Source organism: Enterococcus sp. LJL90 (assembly GCF_056924355.1).
In genome coordinates this window covers 649,040-673,186 of sequence record NZ_JBXPBQ010000001.1, presented here as the reverse complement: position 1 = coordinate 673,186, position 24,147 = coordinate 649,040, and the positions used below count along the sequence as shown (strand labels likewise).

At 37.3% G+C, this 24,147-nt stretch carries 23 protein-coding genes and 1 other annotated feature; of the genes, 7 read left to right on the top strand and 16 right to left on the bottom strand.

Translation table 11 applies throughout. The features are described from left to right. Positions 1 to 65: 65 nt before the first annotated feature. Positions 66 to 292 (bottom strand) — a binding site (T-box leader). 56 nt (positions 293 to 348) lie between these two features. From AC1Z3S_RS03005 to AC1Z3S_RS02970, 8 genes are all read right to left on the bottom strand, one after another. Next, entirely contained in the window at positions 349 to 1,098 is a 750-nt protein-coding gene (locus AC1Z3S_RS03005; RefSeq protein ID WP_461739116.1) for an ATP-binding cassette domain-containing protein, read from the bottom strand. Between the two features lie 404 nt (positions 1,099 to 1,502). Beyond that, positions 1,503 to 1,937: a DUF3788 domain-containing protein gene (locus AC1Z3S_RS03000; RefSeq protein WP_461739115.1), complete on the bottom strand. Its 435-nt coding sequence runs from the start codon at positions 1,935 to 1,937 to the stop codon at positions 1,503 to 1,505. A gap of 139 nt (positions 1,938 to 2,076) precedes the next feature. Then, positions 2,077 to 2,445 carry a VOC family protein gene (locus AC1Z3S_RS02995; protein WP_461739114.1) on the bottom strand — a complete coding sequence of 123 codons (369 nt, stop codon included), beginning with the start codon at positions 2,443 to 2,445 and terminating at the stop codon, positions 2,077 to 2,079. An 816-nt stretch (positions 2,446 to 3,261) separates the two neighbouring features. After that, on the bottom strand, positions 3,262 to 3,891 hold the full coding sequence (locus AC1Z3S_RS02990) for a helix-turn-helix domain-containing protein (protein ID WP_461739113.1): 630 nt from the start codon (positions 3,889 to 3,891) through the stop codon (positions 3,262 to 3,264). A 166-nt stretch (positions 3,892 to 4,057) separates the two neighbouring features. Further along, on the bottom strand, positions 4,058 to 4,828 hold the full coding sequence (locus AC1Z3S_RS02985) for a Fic family protein (RefSeq protein WP_461739112.1): 771 nt from the start codon (positions 4,826 to 4,828) through the stop codon (positions 4,058 to 4,060). Then, entirely contained in the window at positions 4,828 to 5,433 is a 606-nt protein-coding gene (locus AC1Z3S_RS02980) for a recombinase family protein (RefSeq protein WP_461739111.1), read from the bottom strand. Before AC1Z3S_RS02980 ends, AC1Z3S_RS02985 begins: the two co-directional genes overlap by 1 nt. 112 nt (positions 5,434 to 5,545) lie before the next feature. Next, complete coding sequence (locus tag AC1Z3S_RS02975; RefSeq protein ID WP_461739110.1) at positions 5,546 to 6,262, bottom strand: hypothetical protein; 717 nt, start codon at positions 6,260 to 6,262, stop codon at positions 5,546 to 5,548. Between the two features lie 492 nt (positions 6,263 to 6,754). Continuing rightward, the gene (locus AC1Z3S_RS02970) at positions 6,755 to 7,711 is read right to left on the bottom strand and encodes a LacI family DNA-binding transcriptional regulator (protein WP_461739109.1); all 957 of its coding nucleotides are present in this window, start codon (positions 7,709 to 7,711) and stop codon (positions 6,755 to 6,757) included. Between the two features lie 94 nt (positions 7,712 to 7,805). Between AC1Z3S_RS02970 and AC1Z3S_RS02965 the strand changes: the two genes are divergently transcribed. Next, positions 7,806 to 8,183, top strand: a complete 378-nt coding sequence (locus AC1Z3S_RS02965) for a VOC family protein (RefSeq protein WP_461738133.1) — start codon at positions 7,806 to 7,808, stop codon at positions 8,181 to 8,183. Positions 8,184 to 8,281: 98 nt separating this feature from the next. Next, positions 8,282 to 8,908: a sugar O-acetyltransferase gene (locus tag AC1Z3S_RS02960; RefSeq protein ID WP_461739420.1), complete on the top strand. Its 627-nt coding sequence runs from the start codon at positions 8,282 to 8,284 to the stop codon at positions 8,906 to 8,908. Positions 8,909 to 9,008: 100 nt separating this feature from the next. On the opposite strand, the gene AC1Z3S_RS02955 is transcribed toward AC1Z3S_RS02960, so the two are convergent. Further along, positions 9,009 to 9,788: a CPBP family intramembrane glutamic endopeptidase gene (locus AC1Z3S_RS02955; RefSeq protein WP_461739108.1), complete on the bottom strand. Its 780-nt coding sequence runs from the start codon at positions 9,786 to 9,788 to the stop codon at positions 9,009 to 9,011. A gap of 272 nt (positions 9,789 to 10,060) precedes the next feature. Between AC1Z3S_RS02955 and AC1Z3S_RS02950 the strand changes: the two genes are divergently transcribed. Beyond that, entirely contained in the window at positions 10,061 to 11,041 is a 981-nt protein-coding gene (locus AC1Z3S_RS02950) for a trypsin-like serine peptidase (protein ID WP_461739107.1), read from the top strand. Positions 11,042 to 11,759: 718 nt separating this feature from the next. Then, positions 11,760 to 12,131, top strand: coding sequence for a nuclear transport factor 2 family protein (locus tag AC1Z3S_RS02945; RefSeq protein ID WP_461739106.1), 372 nt, complete (start codon positions 11,760 to 11,762; stop codon positions 12,129 to 12,131). 506 nt (positions 12,132 to 12,637) lie between these two features. On the opposite strand, the gene AC1Z3S_RS02940 is transcribed toward AC1Z3S_RS02945, so the two are convergent. The 5 genes from AC1Z3S_RS02940 to AC1Z3S_RS02920 all read right to left on the bottom strand — a co-directional run bounded on the left by AC1Z3S_RS02940 (position 12,638) and on the right by AC1Z3S_RS02920 (position 18,181). Beyond that, positions 12,638 to 13,525, bottom strand: a complete 888-nt coding sequence (locus AC1Z3S_RS02940; RefSeq protein ID WP_461739105.1) for a hypothetical protein — start codon at positions 13,523 to 13,525, stop codon at positions 12,638 to 12,640. A 967-nt stretch (positions 13,526 to 14,492) separates the two neighbouring features. Continuing rightward, positions 14,493 to 15,458, bottom strand: coding sequence for a siderophore ABC transporter substrate-binding protein (locus AC1Z3S_RS02935; protein ID WP_461739104.1), 966 nt, complete (start codon positions 15,456 to 15,458; stop codon positions 14,493 to 14,495). Between the two features lie 14 nt (positions 15,459 to 15,472). Then, complete coding sequence (locus AC1Z3S_RS02930; protein ID WP_461739103.1) at positions 15,473 to 16,231, bottom strand: iron ABC transporter ATP-binding protein; 759 nt, start codon at positions 16,229 to 16,231, stop codon at positions 15,473 to 15,475. A gap of 22 nt (positions 16,232 to 16,253) precedes the next feature. Further along, positions 16,254 to 17,222 (bottom strand): iron chelate uptake ABC transporter family permease subunit FitB, encoded by a 969-nt coding sequence (gene fitB, locus AC1Z3S_RS02925; protein ID WP_461739102.1) that lies wholly within the window; start codon positions 17,220 to 17,222, stop codon positions 16,254 to 16,256. Further along, positions 17,219 to 18,181, bottom strand: a complete 963-nt coding sequence (locus AC1Z3S_RS02920) for an ABC transporter permease (protein WP_461739101.1) — start codon at positions 18,179 to 18,181, stop codon at positions 17,219 to 17,221. The genes fitB and AC1Z3S_RS02920 overlap by 4 nt, the downstream gene beginning before the upstream one ends. Before the next feature lie 150 nt (positions 18,182 to 18,331). Between AC1Z3S_RS02920 and AC1Z3S_RS02915 the strand changes: the two genes are divergently transcribed. Next, the gene (locus AC1Z3S_RS02915) at positions 18,332 to 18,778 is read left to right on the top strand and encodes a YueI family protein (RefSeq protein ID WP_461739100.1); all 447 of its coding nucleotides are present in this window, start codon (positions 18,332 to 18,334) and stop codon (positions 18,776 to 18,778) included. Between the two features lie 176 nt (positions 18,779 to 18,954). Then, the gene (locus AC1Z3S_RS02910) at positions 18,955 to 19,362 is read left to right on the top strand and encodes a hypothetical protein (RefSeq protein WP_265456155.1); all 408 of its coding nucleotides are present in this window, start codon (positions 18,955 to 18,957) and stop codon (positions 19,360 to 19,362) included. A 121-nt stretch (positions 19,363 to 19,483) separates the two neighbouring features. Here AC1Z3S_RS02910 and gshAB read toward each other — a convergent pair whose 3' ends face one another. Next, entirely contained in the window at positions 19,484 to 21,766 is a 2,283-nt protein-coding gene (gene gshAB, locus AC1Z3S_RS02905; protein WP_461739419.1) for a bifunctional glutamate--cysteine ligase GshA/glutathione synthetase GshB, read from the bottom strand. Between the two features lie 73 nt (positions 21,767 to 21,839). Next, positions 21,840 to 22,634, bottom strand: a complete 795-nt coding sequence (locus tag AC1Z3S_RS02900) for a MerR family transcriptional regulator (protein WP_461739099.1) — start codon at positions 22,632 to 22,634, stop codon at positions 21,840 to 21,842. Between the two features lie 78 nt (positions 22,635 to 22,712). Between AC1Z3S_RS02900 and AC1Z3S_RS02895 the strand changes: the two genes are divergently transcribed. Next, the gene (locus AC1Z3S_RS02895; protein WP_461739098.1) at positions 22,713 to 24,065 is read left to right on the top strand and encodes an MATE family efflux transporter; all 1,353 of its coding nucleotides are present in this window, start codon (positions 22,713 to 22,715) and stop codon (positions 24,063 to 24,065) included. Positions 24,066 to 24,147: the final 82 nt, after the last annotated feature.

The following is a 24,147-nucleotide window of genomic DNA, read 5'->3' as shown; positions in this document are numbered from 1 at the left end:
AGCGAGTCTTTTCTCATAAACTAGCAGTGAAAATAAAAAAACCCTCAGCTCAACAAAATCGTTGAACTGAGGGCGAAGATTCACGGTGCCACCTCATGTGGTGAAAGACAAGCTTTCCTTTATCGATTGTCAAACAACAATCTTACTCTGTAACGGGAGTTCCCGAAATCACCTACTTGCTTCAATGATTTGCTCGAAAGTCCATTCACCAAACGCCACCTGCTGATTTCCACCGCCATCAGCTCTCTGAAAAGTTTATTGTCTGGCTACTTCTCTCTCTTAACGCGTCTATCAAATTAAATATTGACGTAAGTTTACCGCTTAAAATGAGAGTTGTCAAATCCTTTTTTAATAAATACAAAATCTTTTACCGGCTAACTCGCAGACTTTTATCTCCATCCCGTATAAACCAGCTAAAACCTCCGGCTGAATAATCTCGGCCGCCGTTCCGCTCGCATGGATTTGCCCCGCTTTAATCGCCACGATATTTTCCGCATAGGTCGCTGCCACATTAATATCCTGCAGCACTAAGACAATCGTCTTGCCAAAGTCCCTGACTAATTTTTGCAGAGTTTCCATCAAGTGCTTGCTCTGGGCAATATCTAAATTATTTAAAGGCTCATCTAATAAAATATATTCTGAATTTTGTGCCAGCAGCATCGCAATGTAGACCCGCTGCAGCTGCCCACCAGATAATAAATGAATCCGGGTGTCGGCTAAATCATTCAAATCCAAGGCTGCCATCGCTTGATCGATTAATTTTTCATCCTCATCGGTAAACCAAATTTTACAATATGGCAGCCGCCCATAACTGACTAAATCTCGAGTCGTCAGCTTCAAAGAGGCCCCTTTATTTTCCTTTAACAAGGCTAACTTACGGGCTAGTTTATTCGATTTCCACGCACGAACTTCACTGTGGTCCAAATAAATTTCCCCAACATCTTCTTTTAAAAGACGATTCATCATCGTCATAAAGCGGGTCTTGCCAGCGCCATTTGGTCCAATCAAAGCGGTCAGTTTGCCGGCTTCAATCGGCAAAATCACTTCTGACGTCACTTGACGATGCCCCTGCTGCAAATTTTTACTAATTTCAATCATGGGATGCTTCCTCCCTGCTTAATTGAGAATCATTTTCAACATTTGCTTTTAGTTTAGGAGAAATCCGAACAAATTGCAAGGCTTTTCAAGAATTATTTTTTAACTGCTTGATAAAAACTTTCAGCTAATAATCAGAATTAAGCAACTGTTGTTCTTATTTATTAAACAAAAAAAACCGAGGCTGTGACATTAGTTAGAACAGAGCCGAACTTTACGAACAGTATCTAGTGAAAACCACTAAATATTGTTAATTTGCGATTCGGACCTACTGAACCGCAGGAGCAAATATGATATAGTTCGGGATTTCATCTGTTAAAAAGACTAATGTCACAGGCTCGATGGAAGATTTGTTTTCTGTTTTTTAGGAGATGGAATTTGTTGTTTGTCTAATAAATTTTGAGATTCTACTCATGAACTCTCAAGGAAACAATTTGTTTAATATCTTTGACTGTACTTTCATTTCGAACTTTTAACGGCAATGATTTTCCATTATGACCAACCTTAGCATTTTTATAGATTTCTTGAGTTTCATTGGAAAGTGTTGGTAAAAGTGTCTCTACTTCTGCTAACTCCTTATGATTTAAAGGTAGCAAAGCTAAAACATATCCGTCTTGAGGATAGAGGGTACAAATAGAACGGCCTTTTTTCTGATATTTAATATTCCAGCCTTTCCAAATCCCCTGATCCATAGAACAACCACTGTAAGCTTTTTTCGCTTTTATTTTATAGGTCTCTTGTAAATAGTGGTCTAATTCTTCAAACATCGGATTATTGATAAAATCCTTGACTTGCTGTGGGGTTGGTTCAACATCTTTGGTATATTTTTCACTCCATAGCATTTACATCTGTCCTCTCTTTATCCTAAATTACTCAACAGCATCACACGTTCGACTAAGTTTCTCTATACCCCAATTTTACCAGATTTTTATTTTAGTTGGTTATTTATCAGTGCTTTTTTGTAGGGGGGATTTGGAAAGCTTATGTCTTCAAAAATTCTACAATCACTATCTCGTTATTATCCGGATCTTTTAGACGCAGCTCATATGTCCCCCATTCGAATTTCTTTGGTGGAGCAAAGACAAGACCTTTTTGTTTTAAGTTCCTGCACGTATTTTCGAGGCTGTCACATTCAAACACAAATGACATGCTTCCGCTTGGACAAACATTCCAAACTGTGGCATCCCAAATACAAATTGATGGTGCTTCCTTTATGAAGCCAAAATAAACACCATCGTCCTCATCAGAATCTGTCCTTAACACTGGTATTTCAAGTATTTCTCGGTAAAAATATATCAGTTCTTTAGCGTTCCGAGAAAAAATATTAGTACATACAAAACTAGTTATCATCTGATTATCTTCCCATTCGTATATAAAATGTAGCGAGTTTTTTTAATAGCTTCCGTAAAAGCGCTTACTATCAGTGTATCATAATGTGACAATTGAATCTTTTTTACACGCTATTCTTTCTGAGAGAGAGTCTAAAAAGATTTTAGCAGATCTCAGGTGGCTTTCTCCCTTTCCAATCATATTTGAGCTAAGTTTTCTTGACTTGTTTTCATCTGAATCTTGATTTAACATAGTTCTATTTTAGGCCTATATATCAGCGTTTTTTTCAGAAAATTTGTAGTGCTTACAGCACACAGACCTGATTGAGGACACTAAACCCCTAAGTTAATCCACTAAGATACTTCAGTTAAAGCTATCAAAATTTAAAATCATAAACAGTGTAACAACAGTCGGATTAATTATAAAAAAAATCCATCAAAAATTTGGATGGAGAAACTTAAAATTATTATTCTTAACGTAACCGGTCTAATACTTTTTTGCTCTCGCTGTTCCTTAAAAATAACTTGCTACAAAATGTAGCTATGAAAAGTGCTGATTTCACCTAAAGAGTATTTGATTTTTTCTGCTGCATTCAGTCTTTCCAAGAATCAGTATTTTATAGGTCGATACAGACAGGGATATTTTGGTTATGTGCTTCACGAAGCAGAATGTGCAGGTACTATTGGGTTTTCTCACTCAATTCAATATTCATCATCAGGATGGAAGCATTTTTATAGCGGAACTATTGGTTCTAGACAATCATATAAAGTACCCTGAATTGGTAATAAGTAACTTGATACATATTAAAAAAAACCGTCCAAATCAAGGACAGTTTTTTTACTCAACTTGGTAGGTTTCAAAATAATAGCTTTCCTTAGATTTATTATCATCTGTGTACAACTCTACAGCCTCTATATTACTTGAAAACTCACTAATATCTATTTTCAGACTATCTTCTTTGAATAGCGTTCCTTTTTGAATTACATGGACCTGTAAAATCCCATCTGCCTCACTAACGTTCATCAGTTTAAGTTTACGAAATTCTTGGGGTACCACTTTGATTTCTACAAATTCACCAACTTTTTCAACTCGTTCAATGTTAGTAATAGGCATTGAATAGACCCTTTCTATTGAAGGATCAAATTGAGGAAAAATATAGAAAAAAATACTAATTGCAATCCATAAGAGAAAAAGAATCAACAACACCAAGAACAATCTTTTGTACCTTTTGCTAGCACTCACTTCTTTAGAAATATTTTTAACCATTTTAACATCCTCCCTTAGCAATTGGTCAAGAGAGACTTCAAAATAATCACTCAAAGATACAATAATATCGAGATTCGGGTAAGTTCTACCTACTTCCCAAGATGAAATGGTTCCTCTTGAAACATGGATAACATTTGCAAGTTCTTCTTGGGTTAAGTTATTATCGACCCTTAACTTTTTAAGCTTTTCTCCGAATAACATTTGCAAGCCCCTCCTTTACTTATATCTTTATCCATTTGCTAAGGAAACTCAAGCAACAAAATGTAGCATCTTAGGTTTGTTTGTCTTTTTATCCCAGGAGTAATGATACAAATATTTACTCTTGAGAAATAGTCCGCAATTTGTGCTGCTGTAATCTTTCAGAATATCATTTAGTCTTAAAATCTTCAGACCTAAATTGGGGTTTCATTTTCCTAGTTTGAACTTCAAGCACTGACTCTTCGTTAATAGGCTTATGCAACTCAACAATCCTATCAGTCTTGCTTGGTAAAGTCTCCATCATTCTGTCAAAGGCTACATCCTCACCAGATTCATCCGTCGCTTGGTAGTAGCGCATTAAGTTAATCGTAAATTCCGCACGGTCTAAATCATTAAAGGGTAACACCAGATAGTTTTCGGATTTAAATGTGCCATAAGCAGCGTTGGCCGCAATCAAAGCTGTGCGTTTATTGCCATCTTGAAAAGCTTGCAATTTCGATAACTTTGCAAATACTCGCCAAGCGTCTTCTTCTTGGTGATTCGATTCTTGATATTGCGTCACAATTCCATCGAGATTGTTTCTCGTGATAACATCTTTTGGTATGTATCGTGATTGACTACTTTCATCTAAAATAATTGCAATTCTATCATCTTCATTATATAAGCCATTTCTCAAGTGTCCTGGCCAATTTGGTTGTTCGTCTGAAGGGGAATCAAATTGCTTGTTGATTGCGATAATACCATCTGTGCTAAATCCAGTTTCTTTGATGGCTGCAGTTCCTTTTAATGCATCTGTAAAAATGACTGGATCTTCACTATTTTGCTTTAACGGTTTAGTTGAATTTTCATCTAAAGCCTTTTTAGTTTGTAAAACTGTGCTTCCATAGCCATTTAAACTTCCTAAAGAAGCAATAAACTTGGCTAGTGCCGTATTATCCATCAAACTTCCTTCCTTTCTCGTTTAATCTTATAAATTGTCGGCCGTGAAACGCCGGTTTCTTCCGCTATGATTTTGATAGGTTTTCCTTCTGCCAACATTTCCACGATTTTAGCATAAGCTAACTTCTTTTGTGGATTTTTAGTGTTTTCTGAATAACTGATTGGCCGGCCCTTATACACGCCTTTTTCTTTCGCAATCTGGACACCTTGCCGTTGTCTTTCCCGAATGGCTCGACGCTCGCTTTCAGCTTGATATTTATAGAGTTCTAGTATCAAATTATTTAAGAGCTGTCGCAAGTTCTCATCTTGAATATCACGAAAGGATGGCAAATTTAAGATTTCAATCGTCACACCTTTATTTTTCAAGATATCCATTGTTTCAGTTAGTTCTTTATTATTTCTCCCAAGCCGATCTAATTCAGAGACGACAACAATATCCCCTTTACGAATGTATTGAAGGAGTTCTTGAAATTTTGGTCGGTTGGTATCCTTGCCAGAAAGTTTATCTTCAAAAACCAATTCCACTTGTTCAGCTTTCAATTTCTCATGTTGCCGGTCGTATTTTTGATCTTTAGAGGAAACTCTGACATAGCCAATTTTTGTCATCAAATTCGCCCCCTTTTCAAATTATTTATTTTACACTTAAAATTTACACTAAAAAAGGCGATATATCAATACCGCCAAAAGTAAATTTTGGGTATACCCTATTTTTACAAAATTAATTGGCTAACATAGTCCAAGTTGTGACATGTCCTTCTGTTGTAGTAGTCCATGTCCCAAAGGTAATTACATTGTCAGCATAACTATAGGGAATTGTGTCCTGATTAATTAGTAAGCTGTCCTCTGATAACGTATAGCTAGTATCATAATCAGGTCGGTAAGTTCCAGCGAGCTCAATTCTTACAGTTGATTCATCTAAAAAAATTAAAGTCCGAACACCATCATGAAACAAACTTTGCGGTGCACGGTATTCAATCATTGCTTGTTCTGCGTCCTCACCATCATATAAAAGAGGTTTTATTACATAGCTTTTCCCAATTAAGTATGCACTTGCAGCTTCTAACTTAGCTGCTTGTTCTTCACGGGCTCTTTCCTCTGCTTCTCTCGCTTCTTGTTCTGCCCTTGCTTGTTCTGCAGCTTCCTCTGCTTCTTTAGCTGCCTGTTCTTCCTTTGCTTTTTCCGCTGCTTCTTTAGCTGCCTGTTCAGAACTCTCTTTAAGCTCGGCTTCCGCTTCTTCTTTGGCTTTTTGTTCAGCTTCTGTAACTCTTTGATCTATTACTTGATTGATCCAGATAGCTCCAGTAAAAAAAAACGAAACAATCATGATTATAGCGGAAAATATGATTAAGCTTTTTTTTCTAAATTTTGGTGTTACGGAAAATATAACCAGACAAACCAACGCAATCAGAAAAATTGCTCCCCAAAAGATAATCATTTTTAATCCCTCCAATATTCTTTTAAGTTTATTATAACTTATTCAATTTTTTAAACTCCAAGAAATTTGTTACTGGATGAAAGAATAGAGCCTATTTCCTTTAAACTCTGAGTTTATCTACTCAAGAATTAGACTTTCTTTCGCAGATTCAGGATAATTAAATTACAGCAAAGAATCGAGTGTATATTTTATTTCACTAACTATTGTTATCTATAAAAGCAGTTATACCAGGCATTTGCTATTTAGACCAATGAATCAAGCGTCTAAATAGCAAACACCCGCCAAACGTTGGTCTGGCGGGCTAGTGGATCTAATGGTCATTATGTGAACTTGACGTTAAATAACAAAATTGTTTATTCAATACTCATTCGAATATCCAGATTCTTCTTTTGATTAGTACCTGCTTTCGAAAGATGATAATCAATGATTCAACTCCACATAACAGCATTGTCAGTATTGGTGTTTTTACATTGAAAATACACACTAACACTCTCACAAATGACTTCGAAAAATTACTTCTGGTTGATAAGCAGTATTTACAACTTCTTGTTCAGACAGCATAAAATCAACTACAGCTTTACCAATTTTATTTAACTGAAAATCAAGAGAAGAAAATCCCATACTTTGGCTATATGGAGTGTTGCCCTCACCAACTAGTTGATAATCTTGCGTATGATAGATATTTTGTTCCTGCAATGCTTTTGCAATTCCAGCTGCTATTTGATCTGCTGTTGTGTAAATAACTTGAGGCACTTGTCTTGTTCGAAAAAGTTGTTTAGCCCAAGTATAGCCGTCATCATAACTTTTCAATCCAATAAAATAATCTTGATTCTCCACCGGCGTTTCAAAGTATTCTTTGAAGACTTGAATTTTATTTCGAGAGCTTCTACTCAGTGTAGGCTCTCTTTCAATAGTAAAAATAACTTCTGACAAGTTCTTACTCTTTATTTCTCTAAAAACAGCTTGATAACCTGCTTTTCTATCAGGATATATCATTGGAATAGCTGAATCTTTGAGTTTTTCAACTGAGATTACTTTACCATAGTCTTTTAGATTGTTGAGTATTTTCTCTGGCGTATTCGTTGAAGTGAGAACCAGACCGTCAACAATTTTTTTCTTAAATAATTCAAAATAGGATTCCTCTGCTATGGTTTCATAATAAGTTGGTAAAAGCATTATACGATAATTTTTTTCTTTAGCATGGTGTAAGATCGAGTTGACCAATTCATCGTAGCAATAATCATTAACTGGTAAAATAATTCCCAACATATTGGTCTTACCGGTACTAAGATTAATCGCATTTCCATTGGGGATATAACCTAGCTGATCTGCAACGGTTCGAACTCTCTCTTGTAATTCAAGAGAGACATATTTTTTGGAATTCAACACTCGAGATACCGTAGTTTTAGAAACTCCAGCAATTTTCGCAATATCTGAAATAGTGGGCATGGTTTTGTTTTCACTCCTTGACAAGAAACGCGTTCCAGCATTTATACTTACTTCATGATACCGATTTATTAAAGAAAAAGGAAGGTAATTGAGTATGGAAATTGAACACATTGGCCTTTGGGTAAAAGATTTAGAAAAAATGAAAAATTTTTATTGTGAGTATTTTAAAGCAAGTGCATCTGAACTTTACCATAATCCTAAAACAGGATTTCGCTCTTATTTTCTAAGCTTCTCAAACGGTGCTAGATTAGAAATCCAAAACAAATCCGGTTTATCCGAGTTAAATAATTTTGCTTATGGTTTTGCTCATCTAGCAATTAAAGTTGGCCCACCAGCCGTTGTGGATGAAATGGCGAAACAATTTCTATCAGATGGTTTTGAAATAACGAATGGACCCCGTTGGACTGGTGACGGTTATTACGAAGCTGTGGTAAGTGATCCCGAAGGGAACTTAATAGAGTTGACTGCATAAGCTCAACAAGTGTTAAGTTTTCAATATAGAATTATAGGTACCTTACTTAATATTTAAACTGCCAGAAACATAATAAGATTTGAAATGGTGTGATTAAAATAGAAAAAGACTTTGATTATGAACAAATGCTTGCAGGCGAACTTTATAATGCTTACGGGATTCTTCCTGAAAATAATTCATCCTTAGGTAAAAAATTAGCTCAAGAGATTAATTCTTTGCCTATCGGTAACTATGAAGAAATAGTAACTCTTGAAAAAAAATTATTTGGTAAAACCGGAGCTTCAATCTATGTCAATCCGCCACTATATGTTGATTATGGACGACATATCGAAATTGGAAATAATTTTTATGCAAATATGGACTGTATTTTTCTAGATGTTAATAAAATTATCATCGGTGATAATGTATTAGTCGGTCCACGTGTCAGTTTCTATACAGCAGGACACCCGACTGACCCTGAAATTCGAGCAACGGATCTTGAATTTGGCTTACCCATAATCATCGAGGATAATGTTTGGATTGGTGGAAATTCAGTAATTTTACCTGGAATTACTATTGGCAAAAATTCAATCGTTGCTGGCGGCTCTGTAGTTACTAAAAATGTTCCAGCCGATTCTATTGTTGGTGGCAATCCGGCTAAACTTATCCGATTGATTGATCAACGAGATAAAGATAAATGGCAGAAAAAAATGTGTGAGTATAATTCAGGTAAAAATCAAAAATGAAGAAACAACAAATCTTAATGATCCGAAAAAGCTGTCCAGATTTTTTTGGCCAGCTTTTTACTTGGTCTAATGGTCATTATGTGAACTAATCATTTAATAACTATTTAAATGGTATTATACCGACAAAAACAAAGAAAATGTTAACTATTCCGTGCATCAGAAAAGTGGGTAGTAGTCCTTTAGAAAAGTACGTAATACCAGACATAAAGTATCCACCTATAGCGTAAACCAAACATACAGTTAGTGGAAATCCTAGTGACAGATGGAATATTCCGAACAAAAGCGCATTAGAGACCAGCAAAGATTGCTTAGAATAGAGCATGCTTAAATGATTCAAAATGAAGTATCTCCAAAGAATTTCCTCTAGGATGGAGTTCACAAAGCTAAAAGAAATTGCAAAAAGGATTATTCCAAAATCTAGCTTAACGAAGAATAGGGTACTAAAAATTGCTAATGAGAAGGAACTCAAATAAATCATTAAGAATCTGCTTATTTTCTCATTTCGACTTCCAGAAAAAAAGAAAGGCATTTGTACACTAGTTTTAACGTTAGCTAATAAAGAAAAAGGTGTATCCGTCTTAAACTTCTTTGTAAAAACATAGAAAGCTATTAGGTAGCCAGCTAATCCCAATCGTTGTAGGATTGTAAATTGGTTTTGACTAATATAATCTAAATCTAAAATTAGTTTTAAACTCTCAAATATAGCTAACCACAAAACATGTCCTATCGATAATGCAAAGAGAAAACCAACTAACCTTGTCCTTTTTTTAAAAAACAATATAGCAATCATACTTAGTACTATTAAATTAATACTCATTGGTACTTCTTGGATGGTAAAAAAGAAAATGACCAGCAGCATTATTTGTAATCTATCTTTCAAATGAGCCTCCGACGTTTACTAGAATTATAGCATGCTCGACTCATCAATCATATTTTTCTTTAAAGACTGAGTATTTCACATAAATTCATGGAATTTTAATCTTGAATAATTTACTTGATATAAGGAGGATTATGTCAAATGAAACATAATCTAAGGTATAACAAAAAAAAATGAAACAATAAAAAAATTAATAAATAAATATTTAAATATTTTTTCTTTAAATGTATAATTTAGTTGTGATTTATCATATTATTATAAAGGAGGGCTACAAAATGAAAAAAATCAAATTGAAATATTTATTGGTTGGATTGTTGTTTGTGCTATTTTTATTTGTTGGGGGAATTTATTCAAATGCAGAGGAACAAATTGTCAGTAACAATGGTGAAGTAACTATATTGGAGGAATCAAATCCTAATTCAAGAACAGTTCAAAGCTCAGAGGCATTTGTTGTTGAGGATGATCCGGCTTTGTTTAGATCAGGAAAAACAGAATTACCTGATGATATAGGATTTCCTCGAACAGCAGAAGGATTTGATTATTCGTTTGAAACCTTACAGCCCAATGATGATTTAAACAGCAGATTTACCCCGGCAATTCACAACAGGTATAGAGTTTCCAACCCTAATACATTTCCGTATAGAGCCTCTGTTTTAATAATCTGCGATTATAAAACTAAGAATGGGGGCACAGTCAGAGGTCATGGTTCTGGAAGCATTATTGCTCCTAACAAAGTAGTAACAGCGGCACATGTTATTTATGATAGGGAATATGGCTGGGCTCAAACAGTAAGAGTCTATCCAGCTGTAAAAAATAATTACACTGATTTTAATATGGCATACGGAGGCACTCTGTATACGTTTGCTGGATATATTCAGTCAAGTGGAACTTCATTAATAGCTCAACAAAGAGATGTTGGCGTGATAAAATTAAATAGAAATCTTGGGAATGAAACAGGTTGGTTTGGATATACAACAGCAAGAAGTAGTCATTTAAGACAAAATGGATATGATGGTGATATAGACGGTGGCCGTACATTAGTAACTCGATATGGAACAAATACTTGGATTGATAATGGAATTTTAAAATATCGATGGGTAGCAACTGGCGGTTCTAGTGGAGGAGGGGTATATAATCCTATTACTAATCAATTAGAAGCAAATCATGCTTATGGATACTATGTAGGTAAGGTACAAACAGCTGGAGGGGGAGCCAAAATCAACAACACCATTTTTGATTTTATGTCTAAGTATTAAGTGAGGAGTAAAATTGCTGAAAAAAAAACTATAATTATAAGTGTAAGTGTAATCATCCTAGCTATATTCGCTATCTCAGCTTTGTTTTCTAAGAGTGAACAACGAAAATTTGATACACCGACAATTAATAGTAATAATGAAAATAAAACAGAGCGAGTTTCAGATCATTTTAGATCTACATTTTCCAGTGTTTATGATGAATATGAACCAAACATAGAATGTGAAAGAACTAAATAAAATAGCGCTTTCTAAATAATCCTTATGTTATAAAAAATTTAGTTTGACAGAATCTAGATTAATAAAGTAGCGTCTGTATTAACCGATACAGACGCTCTTTTTTGAAATACGATTGATATAGGTAATCACCTCTTTGTTGTTCTAACAATATGTTGACGTTTCCTTTTTTATATAATTTTTAATCTCCATTTTTTACTTGGTATAACGTGATTTATGTGAACTTACCTTCAAAAGAAATTTTTTAGACAATCAAAAAAAGGCGATAAATCAATACCGCCAAAAGGAAAATCTGAGTATATCCTAATTTTACACATTATTCGCAATAATAAAATAATCACTAGCAGTCGGAGCAATTGGTAGTGATAGCAATTGGATTCCATATTTGAGTCCCTGAACTCCGTCATTTATTGACTAATAATTTTTTGTTATTAATGTGATTAGTTCCCATGATATAATTTATCTATAAAAAAGGAGATAGACTATGGATAAAACACAAATTGTAAAAGCATACTTTGATTGCTGGGTTAAAAGAGATTTCTCAAAAATTACTGATTATTTTCATCCAGATATTATTTATAGAGAGTGCTACGGAGCAGTTTATTCTGGATTATCCGAGATAAAATTATGGATTAAGAATATGCTAAAAAAACAAACAGTAATTGAATGGAACATCTATAGAATATTAGTCGTTTCTAACGATATATTAGTTGTAGAATGGTTTTTTCATGCACAAGAAGAAGGTGATTATTGTTTTGATGGTGTTTCAATAATTGAATTTTCAAATAATCAGATTAAAAAAATTTCTGAATTTGAATCCAAGCAGAATACTTTTCGACCCTATGAACAGACTTAACTACTATGACAGGACTTAATAGAGTACTTTTACTGTTCAGTAATAATATTCATTTTTCTTATAGATTAGTTTGTAATCTCTCCCATTTATAACATTTCTTGTCTACAAACCTGGATTCACTAACTCCCCTCCTAGATCAATTCAATGCCTAACAAAAATTAAAATACAATGGAAAGTTTAACAGAACAATTATCTCACCAAAAACTTTTTCCTACCAAACAACCCCCTCAGTTACTTACTAACTAAATAAATAGGTTTTCGCAAATAAACAGCCGCCAAATCTTAGTCTGGCGGCCCCTTGCTAATACTTTATCTGACGTAATTTTCTATTTCATTTATTTTCTCTTTTAACCACATTAAATTATCTGATTCTATTAAAAATTCTCCTAAATTAAGAGCTTCGCCTTTAAATGAAATAACCTCGTCAATCAACTTGAGTGATTTTTTTATGTCTCCATCATAAAAATATGCTTTGACAGCCAGTACGCGTTTATTACTAAATGTTTTTATTCTAAATACCTATTCAATTGCTTATCTTTGATTAACTCAGCTAATCTTTCATCTTCAGGTCTTCTGATTAGTAAATAGGAAAGCATCTCTTTTTTTAATTCTAATTGATAGGGTAAAACTAAGTCCTCTTTGTCCTGCCATAACCCTTCTAGAGCTAGGATAACCTCAGCCCAGTCTCTCTTTTCCATGTCTCTTCCAAAAATCAAAAACTTTTGATAATCGTTGAAATAACTATGTTCAGGATTCTCAGCAATTAACTTAAAGTAAGCATTAGGTAAATCCCGATACTTTTTACCTAGGGTCATTTGCGCATTACTATCAAGCTGTAAAAAAAGTAAATCTTGATTTTCTACGGAAGAATTAGCTATTTTAAATGTGCTTCCGTCATTAAATCCTGATGGAATCAAGTTCATTAAACCGAATACACAACCGATTCCAAAAAAAATACTCGAAAATATTGGAAAAATTGGTACCAAACTAATCATCAATAAACTAGCCAAAAAGTTAAAGAGCACTCCACCTGATAGATACAACTTGTAAACAAAATTCTCTTTTTTTGGTGGTATCAATAAACATTGTCCCAGTGTACCTGGAATTTTTTGTCTTGATAAAATCATATTATTATTGTGCTTCACTAAACGCCATGAAAAAATTCTAAAGCTCAAAAATTTGTATCCTGTTAAAAGTCCCATTGTAAGATGTCCTGCTTCATGAATAATTATATGAAGTACAATACTTACCATAAAAAATACTCCGGCCAATAAAAAATCAATTGGTGTTATTTCTCCGTCTCCAGTCATCATTCCAATGAAAATCCCTAATAAAACACCGACTATCACATAGCAGATAATAAAGAGAATTGATTCCATATTTATTTTTTTCATGCCCCATCCCCCTCTATCTAGTTTAACATAATGTAAACCCTAGTTTTTCTAAAGGGAATAGTTCGCTTTTTTCACTTGGGATAAGGTGGCTTACGTTGATAGCTGAGTCCATAAATTTTTAGAGTTTATCTACTTACGCCTTAGACTGTTTTTAGTTGATTTAGCATAATCGAATTATATCTGGTTATCTAGTGGAAATTCTATTTCACTAACTACTTTTGTCTATAAAGTCGGAATTTCAATATTTTAGTTATACCAATGGATAATTGATTTTTACAAGGAATAGCTGCTAGACGTTGGTCTGGTGGGTTATCTTGTCTAATCAACTTTTTTCAAACTAAAGATTAAATAACTATATATACAATTTCTACAATTTTATTTTTATTTTTTAATGTGCTCAAAGACAAAGAAAACTGTTCTCATCAATACAATTACAAGTAAAATTAAATAGGCTATTTATATCCTAGAATATAATTTGGGACCGAAAAAATTCTCAACTTTTTTTTGATAGGTTTTGTTATACCCTACGACAATAGCTAAAATAATTCACTTCTTAATCCTTAGTTGAACTGTATGCATCCCGTTGTACTTGAAAAAAAGTTATTTTTTTCTCAAAATAAAAGGGAACCCGCCAGCAGGGACTGGCGGGTTAGGAGTAAAAAATGAAAAAGTGTTTTATTAAGTTTGTTTTATTGGGATGAATTTATAATAACCTGAAATTATGAATTTTTTTGGGTTTAGTGTTCTATAATTTTGAAAAATTGCGGGTGATTCTATGAACCCCGTCGTCAATGAGCCACCTCCCCCACCCATCTACTCTACTTCCCAACTTTTTGCAAAAAAGAAAACACTAGAAAAGCCCAGTCCAACCAGCTTTCTCAAAGAAATTTTCAAGCAAAGTAACTAGAAAATTTCTGAAGTAGCTGATTAAAACCAGACTTTTTAAAGGCTTATTAAAAGTTAAAAATTACTGAAAAGCTTGTTTGACGTCATCAATCATCAATTGGACTGATTCCAGACCGCCACCGCTGAGGTACCAAACTTCTGGATCTAACATAATCACCAGATTATTTTGGCCAGCTGTCGTTTGTTGCACGAGTTCATTTTCGGCAACATTGTTTTGGCTGTCATCACCGCCGATGGCTTGGGTCCGGTCAACGACAAAGATGATGTCAGGGTTTGTTTCCAACACATATTCAAAGGAAACACTTTGACCGTGAGTGGAAGCTTCGATGGCGTCATCGGCTTCTGAAAAACCAAATGTGTCGTGGATAATGCCGAAACGGGAACCAGCACCATAGGCCGATAATTCTCCTTCATTGGCTAGTAAAACTAAAGCATTTTTTCCATCATCGGTTGCCTGTGTGTGGACTTCGTCAATTTGCGTTTGCAGCTCAGCCAGTTGGCTTTCAGCCTCGTCTTCCTTGTCGAAAATTTGACCCAGGGTTTTGACATTGTCTTGAATTGAGTCCCAAGTATTTTCGTAGTCAATGCCCAGATAAATCGTTGGTGCAATAGCTGATAATTGATCCAAATAGTCTGCTTGACGTCCAGAAATAATAATTAAATCAGGAGCCATTGCATTAATTGCTTCAATATCCGGCTCTTTGATGCCACCGGCTGACTCGACGTCGGCATAAGCATCTAAATAAGCTGGCAAATTGCTGACAGCTGTTCCGACGACCGCATCGCCAGCTCCTAAAGCATCAATTGTGTCTAAGGAACCCATATCAAATACCACAACTTTTTCTGGATTTTGCGGAACCTCAACTGTGCCGTTAGTATCGGTCACTTCAATTGTCCCCGCTGCTGTACTGCTACTTGTTGAAGAAGCAGTCTCACTGCTATCAGTTGTGCCGCTGGTGGTGTTGCCACACGCAGCCAAAACACCTAAACTCAACACAATTCCGACACTTAACAAAAACTTTTTCATTCTTTTTCCTCCATTTAGTTAAAATACATACAAAAGCGCTTGCCCTCAATTTCACACACTTTAATTTCCATCCCGTATAAAGGGTTTAATATTTCATTTTGAATCATTTCGTCGGTGGGACCGTTGGCAAAGAGTTCGCCGTTTTTCATGGCAACAATTTGATCGGCATAGGTAGCCGCAAAATTAATATCATGCAAAACGACCAACACAGTCTTGCCCAGCTCATCGACTAATTTACGTAAAATTTGCATCATCTGTACCGCATAATTCATATCTAAATTATTTAACGGCTCATCCAATAAAATATAATCTGTGTCCTGAGCTAAAATCATCGCAATGTAAGCCCGCTGCAGCTGACCGCCAGACAATGTATCGATGTAATCGTCTGTCATCTCGGTTAGCCCTAAATTTTCTAAAGCTTCCTCGACTAGTCGATGATCTTCTGCTTGCAAACGGCCTTTACTGTAGGGAAAGCGGCCGAAATTGACCAAGTCCCGCACGGTAATCCGCAGGGCAATATGATTTTGTTGTTTCAAAATCGCTAGCTTCTTGGCCAGCTCCTTTGACTTCCAAGCTTTAATTTCATTATGGTCCAAATAAATTTCGCCGGTATCTTGAGGAATCAAGCGACTGATAATCGACAGCAAAGTGCTTTTACCGGCACCGTTTGGCCCGATAAAGGCTGTCAATTTTTGCTTTTCTAAAGGTAGCTCGATGCCCGAGACCACCACCTTATCCCCGTAAGACTTTGAAATTTGCTTGATATCAATCATCTTGCCTGCCTCCTTTAGCCTGCTAGTTTATCTGTTTGCGGGTCAAACGATTGGCCCAGAGTAACTTGCCGATAAAATACGTGCCACCAACAAATTCAATCACGACACTTAAGGTTGTGTTCAACTGAAAAACTTGTTCCACTAAAAACTGACCGCCGATTAAAAAAATTATTCCTAATAAACTAGCGGCAGCAAACAGCCACCGATGGCGATAAGTCGCCATCAATTGATAACTGATATTGCTGACGATAAAACCTAAAAAAGTTACCGGCCCTACTAAAGCCGTGGCCGTTCCAGTCAACAAGCTGATTGCCAGCAACAATAGCAGCTGAACTTGAGTAACATTTAAGCCTAAATTAATTCCCTGCTCCCGTCCTAGATGCAGCACATCTAAATAATGACTGGCTTTTAATAAGAGCAAGGCTGTCACGCCAATCAAGACTGCTGCCCACAGCAGATGATAGCTATTGACGTTGTTGAAGCTGGCAAATAACCGTCCCTGCAACAAATCATATTCATTGGGGTCCATCAGCACTTGTAAAAAAGTGCTGAGACTGCTGAAAAGTGTGCCTAAAATCATGCCAATCATCAGCAGTAAAAATAAATTATTTTGACTATGTTTCAATAAAATATTGCTTAAGAGTAGACTGGCTAGCATGGTGATGGCGATATTAGCTAAAAAGAGGCCGGTTCCCTCCTGCGAGAGCATGCTGACGCCGCCGACTGCAAAAAATAGCAGCGTTTGAACAGCTACATATAATGAATCCAAACCCAAAATATTGGGAGTCAGAAAATGATTCTGGGTCATCGTTTGAAAACTGATGGTGGCAAAGCTGGTCGCAATTGCCACTAAGATAAAGGCGGCTATTTTTTTGCCACGAATCTGCAGGGCAAACTCGAAATTCCCGTGGGTATTATATGTCAAATACAACAAACACATCACCAGAGCCGCCGCTGTCAAAAAACTGATTTTCAGCATCATTTTTTTCATGCGTTACTCCTTTGGGGCTGATTTTTTTTCGTCAAGAGATAGATAAAAATCAGACTGCCTAAAATTCCCGTAATCACACTGACGGGAATTTCATACGGAGGAATAACACAGCGGGCGATAATATCACAGGCAATCAAAAAGATGCTGCCGCCTAATGCGGTTAACGGCAGTGTTTGTCTGAGGTTATCCCCGAACATCAAGGAGATAACATTGGGCACAATCACCCCTAAAAAGGGAATCGACCCCACCATAATTAAAGTGACGGCACTAGCCACTGCCACCAAGAAAACTCCTAGTAAACGATAGAGAGAATAATTTAAACCTAAATTTTCCGCTAAGTCTTCCCCTAAGCCGATAATCGTAAAGGCGTAAGAAAAGAAATAGACGCAAAGAAAAACCGGTATCGTCAAATACAATAACTCATAGCCACCTCTAGTAATCGTTGAAAAATTCCCCTGCAGCCAAGCGGACATATTTTGCACTACTTGATATTGATAGGCAAAAAAAGTCGCTACAGAACCGATAATATTTCCAAACATCACACCAACTAAAGGCAGCATGACTTGATTTTTTCCCGGTAGAATTCGACTTAAGGCTAAAAAAACTAAAGTTCCTAAAAAAGCAAAGAGAAACGCCACAAGACTGCGGGTGAAGATGGAGGCGGTCGGCAGCACTAGCATCACAAAGACAATTCCTAAACGGGCACTGTCCATTGTTCCGGCAGTTGTGGGTGAAACAAATTTATTTTGGGTCAAATGCTGCATCACCAAACCGCAGATGCTCATGGTGGCGCCAGCCAAGAGCAAACTGATTGTCCGGGGAATGCGTGTGCTGAAAAAAATCAGCCGTTGCTGACCCTCATCAAAAAGCAAACCAGACAGCGACAAGTCATTGACTCCAACAAAAAATGAAATAAAAATTAGTAAGAGTAGCAGACCGACCATTAAACTTTTTTTCAAAAAGAATCCTCCTACCCTTTCTAACTGAGAATGATTTTCATTCTTACGATTAGTTTAGAGAAATTTAAATTTTTTTGCAAGCCTTTTTCTAAATTTTTCTCCAATAAATTTATGCTATAATAAATTTAGCATAACAACGAGGTGATTTTTTTGGCGGATGAACTGCAAAAGCATTTAGATAAAGGGATTTATGGCGCCCCACTGGTCAATCCTGATGAACAGCACAAGTATTTGGGAACTTTTAGAGAGCGCTGTCATTTGACAATGACCCTTGAAGAAATGCCTAAAAAAGCTAACCAGGATAGCCTCTTAAAAGAATTTGCGCTGCATCCCGACAGCAGCCTCTTGCTAAATGGCAAAGTCGAACAATCTGTTGAGTCCATTTATTTTCAGCTGGCCAGCAAACAAAATATTCGCTTTACGATTGTGAATGATTTTGTCGGGGATCAGCCGACAGATATCGGTCTGGTTTTCGCAGCTAAAACGGCTGTTAATGAGGAAGTGGTAGATGTTGAAGCCAAATATCCGTTGACTCCTGAAACTTCTACAGCAGAGCCAGAGAAAAAAAGCGGCTTTTGGCATAATTTATTTAAATAGGTCTGCCACAATTCATTTTTGACTGATAAGATTGTCTAACTTTCACTGAGTGACTGAGAAAAAGTCGGCTTCAACAAGAAGTTGTTGAAAAACTTCTTTTCAGCATTTCAGTGACAAATTTCGTCATGCAATCTTACTGCTATACACTAAAACATTTGAGAGATGGAGGAAGGAAGATGGAGTTATATCCTGAATTACGGCAGGAGCTGTTCAATGCCCTTGACCGCCACATTGATATTTTGCGGGATGTGGAATTAATTGAAAATGAAAGTTTGGATGGCGTGGTCTTTATGATGCGCAGCTTCGGCTTTATTTTTGACCGGGCGCCAATGGTTTTATCTGGCAGCGATGAGCTGGAAATGAACTATATGATGTTCCAGTATTACAGCCTACTGACAGAATTAAAATACAATCTGGCCTTAAATTATCCCTATGCAAAATTGCAGGGCCGGCCAATCATTGAGATTGTTGAAGAGTTCCCCACAACTTATGAAAAAGAAATGAAGCAATGGTGGGAGCAACACACTGGCTTGGATGTCCAAGAAACCAAACAAACAATTGAAATTAAAGATTTTGAATATTAAAAAAAGGTTGTCGCCAGCTAAAATGCTGCGACAGCCTTTTTTACTCTAAAATTTTTAAAAAGTGTTAACTCACAGCAAATTTTGTTAACTTTACATTGTAAGTTTTAGCTCAATGCCGCTATTAACAATTCTCCATTTCTTCAAAAACTTCGGGATAAAGCAGTTGCAGCACGTCCATCGTTAATCTTTGACCAGCGCCGGCAAAAGGATAAATGTGCATATGCATTGCCGGATTAAAATTGGCCTCGATAATGCCATACGCTGTCGATTCTTGCGTCGGCTCCACTTTTAAATCCGGAATAATCAAATCAATTCCACTGATTACAGCCCCTAAAGCTTCCACTGCATCGGCGGCAATTTTTTTATAAGCCGCTGGCATCTCGTCGGTGAAATCAATCGAGTCGCCGCCGGTACTGATATTGGAATTTTCCCGCAGATAGACAATTTGGCCATCAACTGGCACACTTTCAACTGTGTAGCCCTGCTCCTTCAGCATTAATTTTTCCAAATCCCCCAGTTGAATTAACTCTAATGGCGAACGGTGGTTGGTTCCTCTTAACGGATCAAGATTTTTTTCGGCCACCAGCTCTTCAATACTGCGGCGACCATCGCCGACAATATTAGCAGGAATTCTTAAGAGCACTGCCTTAACCTCGCCGTCTAAAACGAAGAAGCGGTATTCTGTCCCCGGTAAAAATTCCTCGACTAAAACGTCGCTGTCTTCTTTAAAAGCGATGGCTAAACCGGCTTGATAATCTTCAAAGGTGGCTCCTTCTTTAAAAATGGTAATGCCGATGCCATAATTTGTCGACTTAGGCTTAATGACAAAAGCCCGCTGCGCAAATTCGCCGAAAGCCGCTTCGGCACTAGCTAAACTGCTAAATTCTGAACCCTTTGGTACGTGAAAACCGGCTTTGTCCAAAACTTTTTTCGTCACGGTTTTATTTTCCATCATCAATGGCACAATAAAGACATCCTTGGCTGTCATATTAGCATTTTTGACATACTCTACATGCTTTTTAAAATGCAGCTTTAAAAATTGATCGTTCTCATCTAAAACTTCCAAGCTGATGCCCTTTTGAATGGCATCAAACATTAAAATCTGCGTGGACAATTCCATTTCCCGATAACCCGCTAGCTGGTAAGGTCGCTCATGGGCCGCTTGATAATAAGTTGTCGCCAGCTCTGTTGCCAAGGTTGCTTGACTGGTTTTTTCAGCGGCCGTTAACCAACGGGCTGCCAATGTTTCAGCAGGATTTTCGATAATCTTCTGGAAACCGGCAATAAATTCAGCTGCCTCGGCTAACTTGAATTCAGCCAGCATCTTACTCATCTCAGCAATCAACCATTGACCTTCTGCCTTCGCAATCGTTGCAGCTAACGGTGCTTCTTCCGCCACTTGATTGCTTAATTGATCACCGGCTGCCACCCATTGATCAGCCGCAGCATCTTCTTCAGTCCATAATAAAAACAACATAAAATAATGGATAAAACGGACTTGATCATGGCTGATGCCGATTCTTTCAAAGGGATTTAAATCAATGTTGCGCAACTCGACATACCGAATACCTTTTTTAGGCAGCTCCGACATCTTTTTGCCGCCCCGCAAACGAATCGGCGCATAAAATTCTTTTTCCTCTGAAAGCTTGCCGCTGTTAACCATTTCAGCGATATCAGCAAGATAATTTTCTAAAGAACTGTAGGAAACTTGGACATCTGCATGGTTGGTGTAGCCAAAACGACTGTTCCGCAAACTGCGCATCGGCTCTTGCGGCGCTTCATCGGTAAAATAATTGGCTTCGCTTAAAGGCGCCGCCCCAAACAAATAGGTCAGTAACCAACGATAGCGCAAAAAATTACGAGCTACTTTCATATACAATTTAGTTTTAAATTCCTCTGGACTGCTACACTCATTTTGCTTTTCATAGAGGCTAGTCACTAGTTCAGGGGCGTACTCAAAATTAAAATGAATTCCGCTGACCATCTGCTTGCGCTTACCATACGCCCGTGCTAAATAGCGGCGGTATAAAACATCTTCAAAGCGGGCTAGCTTCGCAATTTGAATCTCACCGTCTTTTTCCGGCAAACGCGGCGGCATACTTAAAGGCCACATCATTTCATTGTCATTCATCGAGCGCAGGGCTACATCGTGAATCGCCGCTAGCTCCCGCAAGACTTCCGTTTCAGTTTCCTTTACGCCGGTAATTAATTCCAGCTGGGTTTCGCTAAAGTCCGTTTGAATATAAGGATGGAAGCTGCGACAGCCCAAAACGGAGGGATGATCCGTTTGCGCCAGCTCCCCCTCTAAAGTGACCCGCTGGCTTTCTTTTTCTAGACCGAAGCGGGCCTTTTCAAGATAAGGCAAGACGCTAGTTGCTTGCATTAATGCTTTAAAATTCATGATTTCACCTTTCTGTTAGAGAATCTGCTCCGTATATTATAGCGGATTCTTTGGAAATAACGTACTAAACCGCTTATTATTTTTGCAGTTTTCGGGAAAGCTTTATGATAAATTCGTCAGAAAGGCTGGCTAGCTCGCTACAATAGTCCTCATGAAAGAGGGACCCTGTCGTCGGATAGTCTTCAATTGCCTTTAAAAAACGGGGCACACAGCTGGTCATCTCGCCATTTTTTAAAAGATAAATAATGCTGACATACTCACCAGCAGACTTTTGAAAATTGCTGGGCTCTTGTGACCGCTGAAAAATTGCACTCGCATGGGGCAGCTTAACCGCTGCTAGTTGATTTTTTTGAAAACTGGTCTGACCCGTTACCTGCTGAATTTCTTTTTCTGGAAAAATAATCCCGTATTGATAACCAAAATTTAAATAATTGACCGAAATTTCATCTTGGGGCTTGAGGGGAGTCAGCAAATAATTCTCCGCCACTGATAAGTCATCAAGATAAAGTCGATCTACCCCAATCTTTTGAAAATGTTGAAAGCGTCGATTTAGAAAATCGATGCCGGCGCTAATTTGTTGCAGCTCCTGCATTTTTTCTGTTAATTTGCTTTGCTGGGCCTGCAGCATCTGACTTTTCCCTTTGAAATCAGCCGCCTGAAAATAATGCTGGATTTCTTTGAGGGACAAGCCGATTTCTTGAAACAGACGAATCGTGCTCAAGCGATCCGTTTGATACAAATTGTAATAGCGGTAACCCTTCTCATCCACTCGCACTGGCTTCAGCAAATCAATCTCGTCATAATAAAACAATGTTCGCTTAGAAATGCGGCACAGCTTGGCAAAAGCACCGGTCGTCAATTCATTTTTCATTTTTTTCAACTCCTGCTTGACTATAACCTAACGTGATAGTTTATAAATAAAGTATAGCAAATAATTGAGGTGAAAATCATGGAACACGTTTCGAATAGAAAATTATTTTTCTTTTCTCTGCCCTTGATTGGCAGTTTGCTGACGCAACAGCTCTATAGTGCCGTCAGCATGATTATCGTCGGACAAACATTAGGTGCCAATGAGCTGGCCGCTATCGGCAACGCCAGTAATCTATTGATGCTGTTCATCGTTATTTCTGGTGGTATCGAGCTGGCTGTAGAAATTATTTTTTCCCGTTTTATCGGCAAGCAGCAGTTTAAAAAACTTTCTCAAAGTATCGGAAATATTTTAGTACTGGCCATTCTCGCCGGCTTAATTCTGACTGTCATTGGGATGCTTCTACTACCAGCCGCTTTGACTTGGATGCAGGTACCAGAAAATCTGATGGCTGATACCCTGACTTACAGCCGCATTTATTTACTTGGGGTGCCCTGCATTTATCTCTATGATATTTCCCGAGCGATGCTCTTGACCTTTGGCGAAGCCCGCAAAAGTTTTCTGTTAGTTTTAAGCTCGTCTCTCTTAAATATTCTTTTAAATTTAATTTTTATTCTGGTCTTTAACTGGGGAATTGCTGGCGCTGCCTTGGGAACGGTCTTTGCTCAGGCTGCCTTGATGGTGGTCAGCCTATTATCCCTCCATAAAAAAGCCCAGAGCTTCCCAGATTTCTCACTGAAAATACGCATGTCGTGGCAATTATTAAAGGAATTGGCCCACATTGCTCTGCCGTCAATGTTTCAGCAATTTGTGATTACCTTTGCCTCTGTTTTACTGCAGGCTCTGGTCAATCCATTAGGCAACGATATTATTATCGGCTACGTTGCCATCACACGGGTCTTAAATATTAGCCGAATTGTCATCTCTGGATTTTCCCAGACTCTGTCGATTTATTCTGCGCGGGCTTTTGCGGCAGAAGCCAGCGCCGCCTTGAAACAATTTTATCGCTTTTTAGTTAAAATTTCTGTTATCTACGGGGTAATTGTCAGTCTCCTGTTGGTGATTTTTGCTCGCACGCTCTGCAATCTTTTTTTCGATTCCAGCAGCCATCCAGCGGCCTATAACTTTTTTTTCAGTTATCTTTTGTTTAGCAGTTTGATTACGCTATTAACAGTCTTTAAATTTATGAATGAAAGCCTCCTGCGTAGCAGCCTTTCCATGCGCAATTATCTGATTTGTAATGTTGGTGACCTAGTGATTCGAATTGCAGCAACCTCGCTTTTAATTCCGCTAGTCGGGGCCCATGCTTTTTGGCTAGGTGAATTAATCGGACGCAGCTTCTCCTTCTTAGCTTCCTTTGGCTTTATCAAAGGTTTGAAGCAACGGCTACAACAAGCATGGCTTCCAAATAATAATAAAAAAGTCCTCTCATAAAAAGAAGTCTACAAAAATTATTCTATTAACTGTAATGCCCCAGAAGTTAGGACAAAAATCTAACTTCTGGGGGCATTATTTT

Coding starts and splice junctions, on each gene's coding strand:
- AC1Z3S_RS03005 (WP_461739116.1), bottom strand. CDS start 1,098: ATGATTGAAATTAGTAAAAATTTGCAGCAGGGGCATCGTCAAGTGACG.
- AC1Z3S_RS03000 (WP_461739115.1), bottom strand. CDS start 1,937: ATGCTATGGAGTGAAAAATATACCAAAGATGTTGAACCAACCCCACAG.
- AC1Z3S_RS02995 (WP_461739114.1), bottom strand. CDS start 2,445: ATGATAACTAGTTTTGTATGTACTAATATTTTTTCTCGGAACGCTAAA.
- AC1Z3S_RS02990 (WP_461739113.1), bottom strand. CDS start 3,891: ATGTTATTCGGAGAAAAGCTTAAAAAGTTAAGGGTCGATAATAACTTA.
- AC1Z3S_RS02985 (WP_461739112.1), bottom strand. CDS start 4,828: ATGGATAATACGGCACTAGCCAAGTTTATTGCTTCTTTAGGAAGTTTA.
- AC1Z3S_RS02980 (WP_461739111.1), bottom strand. CDS start 5,433: ATGACAAAAATTGGCTATGTCAGAGTTTCCTCTAAAGATCAAAAATAC.
- AC1Z3S_RS02975 (WP_461739110.1), bottom strand. CDS start 6,262: ATGATTATCTTTTGGGGAGCAATTTTTCTGATTGCGTTGGTTTGTCTG.
- AC1Z3S_RS02970 (WP_461739109.1), bottom strand. CDS start 7,711: ATGCCCACTATTTCAGATATTGCGAAAATTGCTGGAGTTTCTAAAACT.
- AC1Z3S_RS02965 (WP_461738133.1), top strand. CDS start 7,806: ATGGAAATTGAACACATTGGCCTTTGGGTAAAAGATTTAGAAAAAATG.
- AC1Z3S_RS02950 (WP_461739107.1), top strand. CDS start 10,061: ATGAAAAAAATCAAATTGAAATATTTATTGGTTGGATTGTTGTTTGTG.
- AC1Z3S_RS02945 (WP_461739106.1), top strand. CDS start 11,760: ATGGATAAAACACAAATTGTAAAAGCATACTTTGATTGCTGGGTTAAA.
- AC1Z3S_RS02940 (WP_461739105.1), bottom strand. CDS start 13,525: ATGAAAAAAATAAATATGGAATCAATTCTCTTTATTATCTGCTATGTG.
- AC1Z3S_RS02935 (WP_461739104.1), bottom strand. CDS start 15,458: ATGAAAAAGTTTTTGTTAAGTGTCGGAATTGTGTTGAGTTTAGGTGTT.
- AC1Z3S_RS02930 (WP_461739103.1), bottom strand. CDS start 16,231: ATGATTGATATCAAGCAAATTTCAAAGTCTTACGGGGATAAGGTGGTG.
- fitB (WP_461739102.1), bottom strand. CDS start 17,222: ATGAAAAAAATGATGCTGAAAATCAGTTTTTTGACAGCGGCGGCTCTG.
- AC1Z3S_RS02910 (WP_265456155.1), top strand. CDS start 18,955: ATGGAGTTATATCCTGAATTACGGCAGGAGCTGTTCAATGCCCTTGAC.
- AC1Z3S_RS02900 (WP_461739099.1), bottom strand. CDS start 22,634: ATGAAAAATGAATTGACGACCGGTGCTTTTGCCAAGCTGTGCCGCATT.
- AC1Z3S_RS02895 (WP_461739098.1), top strand. CDS start 22,713: ATGGAACACGTTTCGAATAGAAAATTATTTTTCTTTTCTCTGCCCTTG.